At 70.2% G+C, this 14,251-nt stretch carries 11 protein-coding genes and 1 riboswitch; of the genes, 9 read left to right on the top strand and 2 right to left on the bottom strand.

Going from position 1 to position 14,251, the window contains the following annotated elements; genetic code table 11:
- The first annotated feature begins 43 nt into the window (after positions 1 to 43).
- From ACIBNA_RS18850 to ACIBNA_RS18810, 9 genes are all read left to right on the top strand, one after another.
- Positions 44 to 1,309, top strand: coding sequence for a cytochrome P450 (locus tag ACIBNA_RS18850; protein ID WP_399166316.1), 1,266 nt, complete (start codon positions 44 to 46; stop codon positions 1,307 to 1,309).
- 142 nt (positions 1,310 to 1,451) lie between these two features.
- Positions 1,452 to 2,366, top strand: a complete 915-nt coding sequence (locus ACIBNA_RS18845; RefSeq protein WP_399166315.1) for a transglycosylase family protein — start codon at positions 1,452 to 1,454, stop codon at positions 2,364 to 2,366.
- 228 nt (positions 2,367 to 2,594) lie between these two features.
- Positions 2,595 to 2,773: riboswitch (cyclic di-AMP (ydaO/yuaA leader) on the top strand.
- A gap of 4 nt (positions 2,774 to 2,777) precedes the next feature.
- A complete protein-coding gene (locus tag ACIBNA_RS18840; RefSeq protein WP_399166314.1) occupies positions 2,778 to 3,455 on the top strand; it encodes a transglycosylase family protein in 678 nt (225 codons plus the stop codon).
- Between the two features lie 265 nt (positions 3,456 to 3,720).
- Positions 3,721 to 5,001 carry a phosphopyruvate hydratase gene (gene eno / locus ACIBNA_RS18835; protein ID WP_059424418.1) on the top strand — a complete coding sequence of 427 codons (1,281 nt, stop codon included), beginning with the start codon at positions 3,721 to 3,723 and terminating at the stop codon, positions 4,999 to 5,001.
- Positions 5,002 to 5,105: 104 nt separating this feature from the next.
- Positions 5,106 to 5,582 (top strand): septum formation initiator family protein, encoded by a 477-nt coding sequence (locus tag ACIBNA_RS18830; RefSeq protein ID WP_356927656.1) that lies wholly within the window; start codon positions 5,106 to 5,108, stop codon positions 5,580 to 5,582.
- A gap of 46 nt (positions 5,583 to 5,628) precedes the next feature.
- Positions 5,629 to 6,159, top strand: a complete 531-nt coding sequence (locus ACIBNA_RS18825; protein WP_274816861.1) for a DUF501 domain-containing protein — start codon at positions 5,629 to 5,631, stop codon at positions 6,157 to 6,159.
- Positions 6,156 to 7,121: an exopolyphosphatase gene (locus ACIBNA_RS18820; protein ID WP_399166313.1), complete on the top strand. Its 966-nt coding sequence runs from the start codon at positions 6,156 to 6,158 to the stop codon at positions 7,119 to 7,121. Before ACIBNA_RS18825 ends, ACIBNA_RS18820 begins: the two co-directional genes overlap by 4 nt.
- Before the next feature lie 420 nt (positions 7,122 to 7,541).
- Complete coding sequence (locus tag ACIBNA_RS18815) at positions 7,542 to 8,930, top strand: NAD(P)/FAD-dependent oxidoreductase (protein WP_399166312.1); 1,389 nt, start codon at positions 7,542 to 7,544, stop codon at positions 8,928 to 8,930.
- Positions 8,931 to 9,125: 195 nt separating this feature from the next.
- Positions 9,126 to 10,418, top strand: a complete 1,293-nt coding sequence (locus ACIBNA_RS18810) for a class I SAM-dependent methyltransferase (RefSeq protein WP_399166311.1) — start codon at positions 9,126 to 9,128, stop codon at positions 10,416 to 10,418.
- Between the two features lie 296 nt (positions 10,419 to 10,714).
- Here the strand turns inward: ACIBNA_RS18810 and ACIBNA_RS18805 are convergent, their stop codons facing one another.
- On the bottom strand, positions 10,715 to 13,243 hold the full coding sequence (locus ACIBNA_RS18805; protein WP_399166310.1) for an ABC transporter permease: 2,529 nt from the start codon (positions 13,241 to 13,243) through the stop codon (positions 10,715 to 10,717).
- A 41-nt stretch (positions 13,244 to 13,284) separates the two neighbouring features.
- Positions 13,285 to 14,058 carry an ABC transporter ATP-binding protein gene (locus ACIBNA_RS18800; RefSeq protein ID WP_399166309.1) on the bottom strand — a complete coding sequence of 258 codons (774 nt, stop codon included), beginning with the start codon at positions 14,056 to 14,058 and terminating at the stop codon, positions 13,285 to 13,287.
- Positions 14,059 to 14,251: the final 193 nt, after the last annotated feature.

Below are 14,251 nucleotides of genomic sequence, written 5' to 3'. Positions count from 1 at the left end.
AGCGGCGGCCGGAGCTGCCCCGGGCGCTGCGTAGGGTCGTGGCATGCAACGTGACGTGCCCGGCGTGCCCGAACTGTTTTCCTGGGAGTTCGCCACCGACCCCTACCCCGCCTACGCCTGGCTCCGCGAGCATGCCCCCGTGCACCGCACCAAGCTGCCCAGCGGTGTGGAGGCCTGGCTGGTCACGCGGTACGCCGATGCCAAGCAGGCGCTCGCCGACCACCGGCTCTCCAAGGACCCGGCGCATCATGACGAACCCGCGCACGCCAAGGGCAAGACCGGCATCCCCGGTGAGCGCAAGGCCGAGCTGATGACGCATCTGCTCAACATCGACCCGCCGGACCACACCCGGCTGCGACGGCTCGTGTCCAAGGCGTTCACGCCCCGCCGGGTCGCCGAGTTCGCGCCGCGGGTGCAGGAGCTCACCGACAAGCTCATCGACGGGTTCGCGGAGAAGGGGTCCGCCGACCTCATCCACGAGTTCGCCTTCCCGCTCCCCATCTACGCCATCTGCGACCTGCTCGGCGTCCCCCGCGAGGACCAGGACGACTTCCGCGACTGGGCGGGGATGATGATCCGTCACCAGGGCGGGCCCAGGGGCGGGGTGGCGCGGTCCGTGAAGAAGATGCGCGGCTACCTCGCCGACCTCATCCACCGCAAGCGGGAGGCGCTGCCCACCGAGCCCACCCCCGGCGAGGACCTCATCTCCGGTCTCATCCGCGCCTCCGACCACGGCGAGCACCTCACCGAGAACGAGGCCGCGGCCATGGCCTTCATCCTGCTGTTCGCCGGGTTCGAGACGACCGTGAACCTGATCGGCAACGGCACCTACGCCCTGCTCACCCACCCCGAGCAGCGCGCGCGACTGCAGGCGTCCCTCGCCGCCGGGCAGACCGGCCTCCTGGAGACCGGCGTCGAGGAGCTCCTGCGCTACGACGGCCCCGTCGAAATCGCCACCTGGCGGTTCGCCACGCAGCCGCTCACCATCGGCGGACAGCACATCGCGCCCGGCGACCCGGTCCTCGTCGTCCTGGCCGCCGCGGACCGGGATCCGGAGCGGTTCGCCGATCCGGACGTGCTCGACCTCGCCCGCCGCGACAGCCAGCACCTCGGCTACGGCCACGGCATCCACTACTGCCTCGGCGCCCCGCTCGCCCGACTGGAGGGTCAGACCGCGCTCGCCACGCTCCTCACCCGCCTGACGGACCTGCGGCTCGCCGCGGATCCGGCCGAGCTGAGATGGCGCGGCGGCCTCATCATGCGCGGGCTGCGGACCCTGCCGGTGGAGTTCACACCGACCCAAAGGTGACACGCTGTCAGGACTGTGATCTTCACGTGATCTGCGCGGCATGAACTTGTGACAAGTGATCGTCTGCCGATACGTTCACCCATCAGCGCGGCCGGGCATCCTGCGCCGCGCCGGTCACTGCTGTCTCGCGAAAGGTCTCCGTATGCTCTCCGGGAACGGTCGGCACCGTCGCCCCCGCCAGGCTCCGGCTCTCCTCGTCGCGGCCGGAGTGACCGGCTCCGCCATCGCGATCCCGCTCCTCGGAGCCTCCGGCGCCAGCGCGGCCGACGGTACGACCTGGGACCGGGTCGCGGACTGCGAGACCGGCGGCGCCTGGAGCCAGAACAGCGGCAACGGATACTTCGGCGGCCTCCAGTTGTCCCAGGAGGACTGGGAGAACCACGGCGGCCTCGACTACGCCCCGAGCGCCGACCTGGCCAGCCGGTCGCAGCAGATAGCCGTGGCCGAGAGAATCCTCGCCGACCAGGGGGTCGGCGCCTGGCGTACCTGCGGGCTGCTCTCCGGCCTCGAACAGGACAAGGGCTCGGACGCGTCCGACTCGTCCGCTCCGACGGACTCACCCGGACTGCTCGACTCCCCCGAGTCGGACGAAACCGCCAACTCCGACAAGTCACCTGATTCTGCCGATTCCTCGATACGGGACCAGTCGCAGGAGCAGTCGCAGGACCAGGAGCCCGGCAGCTCCCCGTCGGCCACTCCCGAGAGCGACGAGCCCGCCAAGTCGCCACAGGACGACGGTGCTTCAGCCCCGACCGACACCGGCTCCGGCCGCCACCGCGGCCCCAGCGCCGACGAGGGCGCCGCGGCGGAGGACGGCCGTACGTCCGGGTCCGCGGGACGGCACGCCTCGCGCGGCGGAGAGGCCTCGCGCGAGGCGACGGACGGCTCCTACACCGTGCGCCCCGGCGACAGCCTCTGGTCCATCGCCGACTCCCTTGACCTCAGCGGCGGATGGCGCGCGCTCTACACCGGGAACGAGGCGGCCGTCGGCACCGACCCGAACCTCATCCGCCCCGGTCAGAAGCTCACGGTAGGGGGCGAAGCGGACGAGGAGTAGCCGGTGGGGCAGTCCGGAAACGGCGGCGGAAGTCACCCCGAAACCCCGCGAGTTCACGTCACCGTTCGCACTGAATGTCCCATATAAGACCGGTGAGAGATAGATCTCAGAAGCCCTGATCGTCTTTGAAATTCCGCGGATCGCATGTCTACGGTCATGACCGCTCGCCACCGCGAGCCCCGGCTGCCGCAACGCCGAATCCTGCCAGCGGCCGCACGGGAACAGTCGTCGCGTCAAGCGCCGTAGGCAGGAGCGGGGGACCCAAGGTAAGTGCCGGGCCCGGCGGTTGAGGCAACTCGACGGCAGGTCCGGCTTGGGGTGAAGCCGTGTCCCGGGAGGGACGCGGCCGGGCAACTCAACCGGCCCGAACCCGACAGCTCACCTCGCAGGCGTCGGTGAGGGGATCTCTCCATGCTGTTTTCCGGCAAGGGCACGCACCGCCGTCCGTCCAAGGCCTCTCGGGTCATCGCCATCGCCGGTGTCACCGGTGCCGCCGTCGCCGCCCCGCTGATGGCGGCCGGCAACGCCTCCGCCGCCACCGCCTCCGAGTGGGACACCGTCGCCCAGTGCGAGTCCGGCGGCAACTGGTCCATCAACACCGGCAACGGCTACTACGGCGGTCTGCAGTTCTCCGCCTCCACCTGGTCCGGCTACGGCGGCACCAAGTACGCCTCCACCGCCGACCAGGCCACCAAGGCCCAGCAGATCGAGATCGCCGAGAAGGTCCTCGCGAGCCAGGGCAAGGGTGCCTGGCCGGTCTGCGGCAAGGGCCTGTCGAGCGCCGGCTACAGCGGCGGCGGCTCCTCGAGCGACTCCGCGCAGCAGAGCACCGAGACCCGCGAGACCCAGCAGCAGCCGGCCTCCCGTTCCGAGGAGCGTCCGGCCGCGAAGAAGACCGTCACCACCCCGACCGGCAAGAAGGTCAAGAAGGGCGACGGCGAGTACAAGGTCGTCAAGGGCGACACCCTCAGCTCCATCGCGACCGAGCGCAAGGTCGAGGGCGGCTGGGAGAAGCTGTTCGAGCTGAACAAGGACATCGTCGACGACGCCAACCTCATCTACCCGGGCCAGCAGCTGCACCTGAAGTAAGCAGCGGCCCACCCCCGTCCCCACGGGCTCCCCGCCCCGGTGTGCGTTCCCCCGTGCGCACCGGGGCGGGGTTTTTTCTGCCGGTCTTTGCGATCCGGCTTTGTTCCGTTCGGAAACAATTTACTCTCGGTTCTGTCCATGGGGTGGGCGACCCGGTGGCCGATCGCGCGGAGCCGGTTAGGCTCATGTCGCGAGCCACCGCGGCCCGCACCACGCAGGGTCCGAGCGGCCCGCGTACCCGCGTCACACCAAGAAGGAGATGCTCGTGCCGTCCATCGACGTCGTCGTAGCCCGGGAAATCCTGGACTCCCGAGGCAACCCCACGGTCGAGGTCGAGGTCGGCCTCGACGACGGCAGCACCGGTCGTGCCGCCGTCCCGTCCGGCGCCTCCACGGGCGCCTTCGAGGCCATCGAGCTGCGCGACGGCGACTCGAACCGGTACCTCGGCAAGGGTGTGGAGAAGGCCGTCCTCGCGGTCATCGAGCAGATCGGCCCGGAGCTGGTCGGCTACGACGCCACCGAGCAGCGCCTGATCGACCAGGCGATGTTCGACCTGGACGCCACCGACAACAAGGGCTCCCTCGGCGCCAACGCCATCCTCGGCGTCTCCCTCGCCGTCGCCCACGCCGCCTCCGAGGCCAGCGACCTGCCGCTGTTCCGCTACCTGGGCGGCCCGAACGCGCACCTGCTGCCGGTGCCGATGATGAACATCCTGAACGGCGGCTCGCACGCCGACTCCAACGTGGACATCCAGGAGTTCATGATCGCCCCGATCGGCGCGGAGTCCTTCTCCGAGGCCCTGCGCTGGGGCGCCGAGGTCTACCACACGCTGAAGAAGGTCCTGAAGTCGAAGGGCCTGGCCACCGGCCTCGGCGACGAGGGCGGCTTCGCCCCGAACCTCGGCTCCAACCGCGAGGCCCTCGACCTCATCCTGGAGGCGATCAACGAGGCCGGCTACACCCCCGGCGAGCAGATCGCCCTGGCCCTCGACGTCGCCGCGTCCGAGTTCTACAAGGACGGCGTCTACACCTTCGAGGGCAAGGACCGCTCGGCCGCCGAGATGACCGAGTACTACGCGGAGCTCGTCGACGCGTACCCGCTCGTCTCCATCGAGGACCCGCTGTTCGAGGACGACTGGGAGGGCTGGAAGACCATCACCGACAAGCTCGGTGACAAGGTCCAGCTCGTCGGCGACGACCTGTTCGTCACCAACCCCGAGCGCCTGGCCCGCGGCATCGAGGAGGGCGCGGCCAACGCGCTCCTGGTCAAGGTCAACCAGATCGGTTCGCTCACCGAGACCCTGGACGCCGTCGAGCTGGCCCAGCGCAACGGCTTCAAGTGCATGATGTCCCACCGCTCCGGCGAGACCGAGGACGTCACCATCGCCGACCTGGCGGTCGCCACCAACTGCGGCCAGATCAAGACCGGCGCCCCGGCCCGCTCCGAGCGCGTCGCCAAGTACAACCAGCTGCTGCGCATCGAGGAGATCCTCGACGACGCGGCGGTCTACGCCGGCCGCAGCGCGTTCCCGCGCTTCAAGGGCTGACCCGACCCGTAAGAGGCAGCGTCGTACGTACGTCCCCGTACCCGGTCCCGTACCGTGTCCGGGGACGTACGCGCGTATGACGGTGGAGCGGGAGGCGGACAGACATGGCCGTGAAGGACCGGGACCGGTTCTCCACCGCGACCAGGATCCGGCTGCTCGGCGAGCAGACCGCGGCCCGGGTCTACCGCTCCCAGACCAAGCGCCAGGCCCGCCGCTCCCGGCTCACCGGCCGGGCCGCGCTGCTAGCCCTGGTGATGTGCTCGCTGATCGTGGCCCTGGCCTACCCGATGCGGGAGTACGTCTCGCAGCGCGCCGAGATCGACGACCTCCAGCGCGAACAGCAGCAGGCCCGGCAGCGCGTCGAACGGCTGCGCGACCAGAAGGCGCGCTGGCAGGACGACGCGTACGCCGAGCAGCAGATCCGGAAGCGGTTGCACTACGTCATGCCGGGGGAGACGGGGTTCATCGTCGTCGATCCGCACGCGGCGCGGCAGTCGCACGCCGACCTCGGGGCGGCCGACCGCCCCTGGTACTCCAACGTCTGGGACGGGGTCGACAAGGCCGACGCCTCCGACCAGTGAACGTGACCCGAGACAGCACCCAGAGAAAGACAGCCTGAACACAGTCATGGAAACGCCCCCGCCGACCACTCCGCGCACCGAGCCCACCGACGCGGACGTCGAGGCCTTCAAGCAGCAGCTCGGCCGGCCCCCGCGCGGCCTGCGCGCGATCGCGCACCGGTGCCCGTGCGGGCAGCCCGACGTCGTCGAGACGGCCCCGCGGCTGCCGGACGGCACGCCGTTCCCCACGCTGTACTACCTGACGTGCCCGCGCGCCGCCTCGGCGATCGGCACGCTGGAGGCGAACGGCGTGATGAAGGAGATGACCGAGCGGCTGGCCTCGGATCCGGAGCTGGCGGCGGCGTATCAAGCGGCGCACGAGGACTACATCAGGCGCCGTGACGAGATCGAGGAGCTGCAGAACTTCCCCAGCGCGGGCGGCATGCCGGACCGGGTGAAGTGCCTGCACGTGCTGGTGGCGCACTCGCTGGCCGCGGGGCCGGGCGTGAACCCGCTCGGGGACGAGGCCATCGGGATGCTGCCGGAGTGGTGGCTCAAGGGCCCGTGCGTGACGGCCGCCGAGGAGGACGCCCAGTGACCCGTGTCGCCGCCGTGGACTGCGGTACGAACTCCATCCGGCTCCTCGTCGCCGACGCCACTGTGTCCAATAGAGCCTCCGGCGCGGGCGCCACCGGCGAGCTGGTCGACCTGGACCGCCGTATGACGATCGTGCGGCTCGGGCAGGGCGTCGACCGCACCGGCCGGCTCGCCCCCGAGGCGCTGCAGCGGACCTTCGCGGCCTGTCGCGAGTACGCCGGGATCATCAAGGAGCACGGGGCGCAGCGGCTGCGGTTCGTGGCGACCTCCGCCTCCCGGGACGCCGAGAACCGGGACGAGTTCGTGCGCGGGGTGCTGGACATCCTGGGCGTCGAGCCCGAGGTGATCTCCGGGGACCAGGAAGCCGAGTTCTCCTTCACCGGTGCCACCAAGGAGCTCGCCGGGCGCGACCACCTTCCGAAGCCCTACCTCGTGGTGGACATCGGCGGCGGCTCGACCGAGTTCGTCGTCGGCGACGACCAGGTCCGCGCGGCACGCTCGGTGGACATCGGCTGTGTCCGCATGACCGAGCGGCACCTGGTCCGGGACGGGGTGGTGAGCGACCCGCCGGCCGAGGAGCAGATCGCCGCGATGCGGGCGGACATCGAGGCCGCCCTCGACCTCGCCGAGGAGACGGTTCCGCTGCGCGAGGCCCGCACGCTGGTGGGCCTCGCCGGGTCCGTGACGACCGTGTCGGCGATCGCCCAGGAGCTGCCCGAGTACGACTCGGCCGCCATCCACCACTCCCGTGTCTCCCACGACCGGGTCCGCGAGATCACCGAGTGGCTGCTGCGCTCCACACACGCCGAGCGCGCGGCCGTGCCCTCCATGCACCCGGGCCGGGTCGACGTGATCGGGGCGGGGGCCCTCGTGCTGCTGTCGATCATGGAGCGGATCGGCGCGGAGGAGGTCGTGGTCAGCGAGCACGACATCCTCGACGGCATCGCCTGGTCCGTCGCCTAGCCCGCTTCTGAGCAGGCAAGGATCACGTTTGAGCGCGTCCGGGCGGCTCGCGCGAGCCCCCGGGAGCAGCCTCCCGGAAAAGTTCGTGAAGTTCTTCACAAGGAATTCGGCACTCGAGGGCGACGAGAAGGGCCGCGTTGACCCTTCTGGGGGTCCGATGGGCCTTTGAACATGTTCAGAAGCATGGTATGGGTGCGCCTGGGCAGGAGGTCGCAGGAGCGTCCGGCGGAGGACTCACAGGGGGGTCGGCGAGCCAGAGAGGCAGCTCACGCGGCATTGACAACGACACGGGGTGCACAAAGGAGCCCGGTTGTCACCATGACATGGATCACGGGGGTCGCGGAGGATAACACACCCCCTGACGGAGCTTGTGAAGGGGCGCACGAGCCACCCCCCTGAAGCGGGTGGATACTCGATGGCATGAGCACCACGGAGCGTCCCAGGATCCTCGTAGTAGGCGGTGGGTACGTAGGCCTGTACGCAGCTCGGCGCATCCTCAAGAAGATGCGTTACGGAGAGGCGACCGTCACGGTCGTCGACCCCCGGTCGTACATGACCTACCAGCCCTTCCTCCCCGAAGCCGCCGCCGGCAACATCTCCCCGCGCCATGTCGTCGTCCCGCTGCGACGCGTGCTGCCGAAGGCGGAGGTCCTCACCGGCCGGGTCACCACCATCGACCAGGACCGCAAGGTCGCAACGATCGCGCCGCTGGTCGGCGAGGCGTACGAGCTGCCCTTCGACTACCTGGTCGTCGCGCTCGGCGCGGTCTCCCGCACCTTCCCGATCCCCGGCCTCGCCGAGCAGGGCATCGGCATGAAGGGCATCGAGGAGGCCATCGGCCTGCGCAACCACGTCCTCGAGCAGCTCGACAAGGCCGACTCCACCAACGACGAGGAGATCCGCCGCAAGGCGCTCACCTTCGTCTTCGTGGGCGGCGGTTTCGCCGGTGCGGAGACCATCGGCGAGGTCGAGGACATGGCCCGCGACGCGGCCAAGTACTACAAGAACGTGTCCCGTGAGGACATGCGCTTCATCCTGGTCGACGCCGCCGACAAGATCCTCCCCGAGGTCGGTCCCAAGCTCGGCAAGTACGGCAAGGAGCACCTCGAGGGCCGCGGCGTCGAGGTCTACCTGTCCACCTCCATGGACTCCTGCGTCGACGGCCACGTGGTGCTGAAGAACGGCCTCGAGGTCGACTCCAACACGATCGTCTGGACCGCCGGCGTCAAGCCCAACCCGGTCCTCACCCGCTACGGCCTGCCCCTCGGGCCCCGCGGCCACGTCGACTGCGAGCCCACGCTCCAGGTCAAGGGCACCGACTACATCTGGGCCGCGGGCGACAACGCCCAGGTCCCGGACCTCGCCGGCCGCAAGGCGGGCAACGAGAACGCCTGGTGCCCGCCGAACGCGCAGCACGCGCTGCGTCAGGCCCGGGTCCTCGGCGACAACGTCCTGTCCGGCATGCGGGGCTTCCCGCAGAAGGACTACTCCCACGCCAACAAGGGAGCGGTGGCCGGTCTCGGCCTCCACAAGGGCGTCGCGATGATCGTCATGGGCAAGATGAAGATCAAGCTCAAGGGCCGTCTCGCCTGGTACATGCACCGTGGCTACCACGGCATGGCGATGCCGACCTGGAACCGCAAGATCCGCGTCTTCGCCGACTGGACGCTCGGCATGTTCCTCAAGCGCGAGGTCGTCTCGCTCGGCGCCATCGAGACGCCGCGCGAGGAGTTCTACGAGGCCGCCAAGCCGGCCCCGGTCGCCGCGGCCTCCAAGGCGAAGACCGAGGAGAAGGCCAAGGCCTCCTGACCTCCGGTCGCTCCCCCGCTTGACGAAAGGACCTCCCGCCATCCGTGGTGCGGGAGGTCCTTCGGCGTTCCCGCGGCTTTCCTTCGGGGTAGTGGTTCTGCCCAGACGTGACGCGTGCCGGGACTGCGCCAAGGCCCCGCAGGTGTTTACGTGGTGTCGGACATTCCGGGATTCCCCGTCACGGAGGTGTACACCATGGCAGACGCCGCGCCGCGGCTGCAGGGCCTCTTCGCACAGTTGCTGGGAGCACCACTACCCGTGCGCATCCGCGCCTGGGACGGTTCACAGGCGGGCCCGCCGGGCGCGCCGATCCTCGTCGTACGCAACCGCCGAGCCCTGCGCCGCCTGCTGTGGAAGCCGGGAGAACTCGGCCTGGCCCGGGCCTGGGTGGCGGGCGATCTCGACATCGACGGCGACCTCTACACCACCCTCGACCTGCTGGCCGGTCACATCTGGGAGCGCGACGAGGACGCCCGCACCCTCGCCCAGGCCCTGCGCGACCCCGAGTTCCGCGACGCCGTACGCGGGCTCGTCAAGCTCGCCGGGACCCCGCTGCCGCCCGCCCCGCCCCGCGAGGAGGCACGCCGGCCCCGCCGCAACCTGCACACCAAGCGCACCGACAGACGCGCCATCAGCCACCACTACGACGTCGGCAACGACTTCTACGAGATCGTCCTCGGCCCGTCCATGGTGTACTCCTGCGCCTACTGGCCCAGCCCCGACAGCACCCTCGAACAGGCCCAGCACGACAAGCTCGAACTGGTCTGCCGCAAGCTCGGCCTGCGCCCCGGCCAGCGGCTGCTCGACGTCGGCTGCGGCTGGGGCTCCATGGCCGTCCACGCCGCCCGCGAGCACGGCGTGAGCGTCGTCGGCGTCACGCTCTCCCAGGAGCAGGCCGCGTACGCCCGCAAGCGCGTCGCCGACGAGGGCCTCACCGACAAGGTCGAGATCCGCGTCCAGGACTACCGCGACGTCCGCGACGGGCCCTACGACGCGATCTCCTCCATCGGCATGGCCGAACACGTCGGCGCCGAGCGGTACCTGGAGTACGCCACCGACCTGCACGGGTTGCTGAAGTCCGGCGGGCGGCTCCTCAACCACCAGATCGCCCGCCGCCCGCAGCGGGACGAGACGGCGTACGACGTCGACGCGTTCATCGACTCCTACGTCTTCCCCGACGGCGAGCTCCAGCCCGTCGGCGTCACCGTCAACCAGCTGGAGCGCGCAGGGTTCGAGGTGCGCGACGTCGAGTCGATCCGCGAGCACTACGGCCTCACCCTGCGGCAGTGGGTCGCCCGCCTGGAGGCCGACTGGCAGCGTGCCGTCCAGCTCACCAGCCCCGGCCGGGCCCGCGTGTGGCGTCTGTACATGGCCGCCTCCGCGCTCGCCTTCGAACGCAACCGCATCGGCGTCAACCAGATCCTGGCCGTGCGGACCTGCGAATCGGGGCAGTCGGGCATGCCCCTGCGCGCCCGTACCTGGAACTGAACGCGGAAGGGCCCCGGTTCCTGCCGGCGGGGGACCGGGGCCGTTCGGTGTGGTGGCCGGGGAGAGGGAAAACCGGGACCGCACTCGCGGCCCGTTCCGGGCGTGGGGGCCGCAGGCCCGCGGGGTTGCCGAACGGGCGACGCGGCCCCCGGCCCCCCTCCGGGCCGCGCAACGGCACCCGCACAGCCTGTCCGCGTTGCCCCGTGGCCGCGTGCGGCAGGGTCCGCCCGGACCTGGAACCGAGACGTCGAAGGGGCCCCTTTCCCACTGTGGGAAAGGGGCCCCTGCCGCGCCGGCTACTCCGCCTTGATCGCCTCCAGCATGTTCAGCCGGGCCGCGCGCCGGGCCGGCCACAGCGCGGCGAGGACACCCACCGTCGCGGCGAGCAGCAGGAAGACACCCATCCGGGCCCAGGGCAGGACCAGTTCGTAGGTCGCCAGCTTCGTGGCCAGCAGCTCCCCGGCCGCCCAGCCGAAGAAGACGCCCAGTCCGATGCCCAGCACCCCGCCGAACAGGGAGATCACCAGGGACTCCAGGCGGACCATCCGCTTGATGCCCTTGCGGTCCAGGCCGATCGCCCGGAGCATGCCGATCTCCTGGGAGCGCTCGAAGACCGACATCGCCAGGGTGTTGATGACCCCGAGGACCGCCACGATCACCGCCATCGCGAGCAGGCCGTAGACCATGTTCAGCATCAGCGTGAACATCTGCGCGATCTCGTTGGAGATGTCCTTCTTGTCCTGGACCTTGATGGCCGGATTGGTGCCGAGGGCCTTCTCCAGCTTGTCCTGCACGGCGCCGGACGCGCCGCCTGCGGTCTTCACCATGACCTGCATGACGTACGGGTCCGAGACGTGCGGGGCGAGGGTCGCCTCGTCGAGCAGGATGCCGCGGAGGAACTCGTTGCTCTCGTAGGTGCCGGCGACCGTCAGCCGCTGCTTCTTGCCGTCCTCGTAGGAGACGGTGAAGCCGGAACCGGCCTGCCAGCCCCTGGACTTGGCGGTCTCGCTGTCCACCACGACCTGGGTGCCGCCGACCTTGAAGGAGCCGTCGTCGACCTTCGGGCCCACCAGGTCGCCGATCGCGGGGCCGTTGACGCCGGTCAGGTACTCGGTCTCGCCGTCGATACGGGAGGCGGCGTTGGTCAGCGGGCTGGTGGCGGTGACGTCGTCGGCCTGCTCCAGCTTCTTGTCGACGTCCGGCGACAGCGCGTTGCCGTTCGCCATGGACACCACGTAGTCCGCCTTGATCGACGACGACGCCATCTTCTCGATGGCCTGCTGGAGGCTGCCCGCCATCACCGTCATACCGGTGATCAGGGTCAGGCCGATCATCAGCGCGGAGGCGGTGGCGGCCGTACGGCGCGGGTTGCGCACCGAGTTCTGCCGGGCCAGCTTGCCGGAGATGCCGAAGGCGCGCAGCGCGGGAGCCGCGGCGGCGATCAGCGGGCGGGACAGCAGCGGGGTCAGGATGAACACGCCGATGATCAGCAGCACCGCGCCGAGGCCCATGGGCATCTGGCCGTCCGAGCCGTCCATCGTCGTGGCCGCCAGGATGACCGCGACGCCCGCGGCCGAGACCAGGGCGCCCAGCGTGTTGCGCAGCACCAGCGACTTGGTCGTGGCCTTGGCGTGCACGCTGTTCATGGCCGCCACCGGCGGGATCTTCGCGGCCCGGCGGCCCGGCAGCCACGCCGCCAGCATGGTCACCAGGATGCCGACCGCGAGCGCGGCGACGATCGTGGCGGGCTTGACGATCAGCGGCCCGTCGGGCACGGTCCCGCCGAACGAGCCCATCAGCGAGCGCAGTCCGGCCCCGATGCCGATGCCCGCGACGAGTCCGGTCACGGCGGCGACCGCGCCGACCACGAACGCCTCGATGAGCACCGACCGCGTCACCTGCCGGCGGGAGGCGCCGACCGCCCGCATCAGCGCCAGCTCCCTGGTGCGCTGTGCGACCAGCATGGTGAAGGTGTTGGCGATGATGAACGTGCCGACGAACAGGGCGATGCCCGCGAAGACCAGCAGGGCCCTCCGCATGCCGCTCATCGACCGGGCGATCGACTCCGCCTGGTCGTCGGCGAGCTGCTTGCCGGTGGTGGTCGAGACGGTGTCCTCGGGCAGCGCCTTGTCCAGCTCCGCCTTCAGCGCGGCCTGGCTGACGCCCGGCTTCGCCTTGACGTCGATCTGGTCGTACACGCCCGCCTTGCCGAACAGCTGCTGGGCGGTCGCCGTGTCGAACAGGGTGAGGCTGCCGCCGGCCGCGACATTGCCGTCGTCGGTGGTGAAGATGCCGGTGATCCTCGGGGTCAGGACCGGCCCGTCGACCGACATGCGGACGGTGTCCCCGACCTTGTACCCGGCGCGCTTGGCCGTCTCGGAGTCGATGAGGATCTCGCCCTTGCCCTTGGGGGCGTGTCCGCTGGTCAGCGGGTAGCGGGGGTCCTTGGTGCCCCAGTAGTTGCCGCCCTGCGACTGGAAGCCCTCGCCGATCAGCTTGCCGTCCTTGTCGGCGATGGCGGTGAAGCCCTGCACGACCCCGATGGCGGACGCGGCTCCGGGAACGCGCTCACTCTTGTCGAGGACGGCCTGGGTCAGGTCGTGGAGCTTGCCGACCCGGTCGCCCTCGGCGTCCTGGTAGTCCGCTGTCATGGCGACGTCGACCTGGTCGAAGCCCTTGGCGGAACTCTTCTGGAAGGCGTCGGAGATGGTGTTGGTGAAGACCAGGGTCCCCGACACGAAGGCCACGCCGAGCATCACGGCGAGCACGGTCATCAGGAGCCGGGCCTTGTGCGCGAGCACGTTGCGCAAGGCGGTACGGAACATGGTGTTTGCTTCTTCTCAGTCCTGTCGGTCCTGACGGGGGATCAGCTGGTGCGGTGGCCCTTGGCGTCGAACCGCTTCATGCGGTCGAGCACCGAGTCGGCCGTCGGCCCGTACATCTCGTCGACGATCCGGCCGTCCGCGAGGAAGACGACCCGGTCCGCGTAGGCCGCGGCCACCGGGTCGTGGGTCACCATCACCACCGTCTGGCCCAGTTCGCGCACGGAGTTGCGCAGGAAGCCCAGCACCTCGGCGCCGGAGCGCGAGTCGAGGTTTCCGGTGGGCTCGTCACCGAAGATGATCTCGGGCCTGGAGGCCAGCGCCCGCGCCACGGCGACGCGCTGCTGCTGACCGCCCGACAGCTGTGCGGGCCGGTGGCCGAGCCGGTCCGCCAGACCGACCATCCGGATGACGGAGTCCAGCCACTGCCGGTCCGGCTTGCGGCCCGCGATGTCCATCGGAAGGGTGATGTTCTCCAGGGCCGTCAGGGTCGGCAGCAGGTTGAACGCCTGGAAGATGAAGCCGATCTTGTCCCGGCGCAGCTTGGTGAGCTGCTTGTCCTTCAGGGAGCCGAGCTCGGTGTCGCCGATGCGCACCGACCCGGAGGAGAAGGTGTCGAGACCGGCCACGCAGTGCATCAGGGTCGACTTGCCGGAGCCGGAGGGGCCCATGATCGCGGTGAACTCGGCCTGCCGGAAGTCGACGGAGACCCGGTCCAGGGCGACCACCCGGGCCTCACCCTGTCCGTAGATCTTCGACAGATCCGTGGCGCGCGCGGCCACGGCGGTGGCCCGGTCGGTGAGCGGTGCGGTGGTCACGGGATGGCACTCCTGTCGGACGGCTGTGTTCTGGGCAGGACTCGTTCCATCGTCCGGGCCCGACGCCGCCGTGTAGTCACCCGTTGTTCCGGTTCCGAGGGCCGACTGCGGTCTGACCGCGAGGGGCAGTGTCATACCTGGGGATGACGAACGCCCCTGAGGGGGCCGGGTGTCAGGAACAGGTGGAGTGCCC

The sequence above is a fragment of the Streptomyces sp. NPDC050164 genome (genome assembly GCF_044459945.1).
Classification (GTDB): Bacteria; Actinomycetota; Actinomycetes; order Streptomycetales; family Streptomycetaceae; genus Streptomyces; species Streptomyces coeruleorubidus_A.
This window is presented reverse-complemented; position numbering and strand designations above follow the sequence as displayed.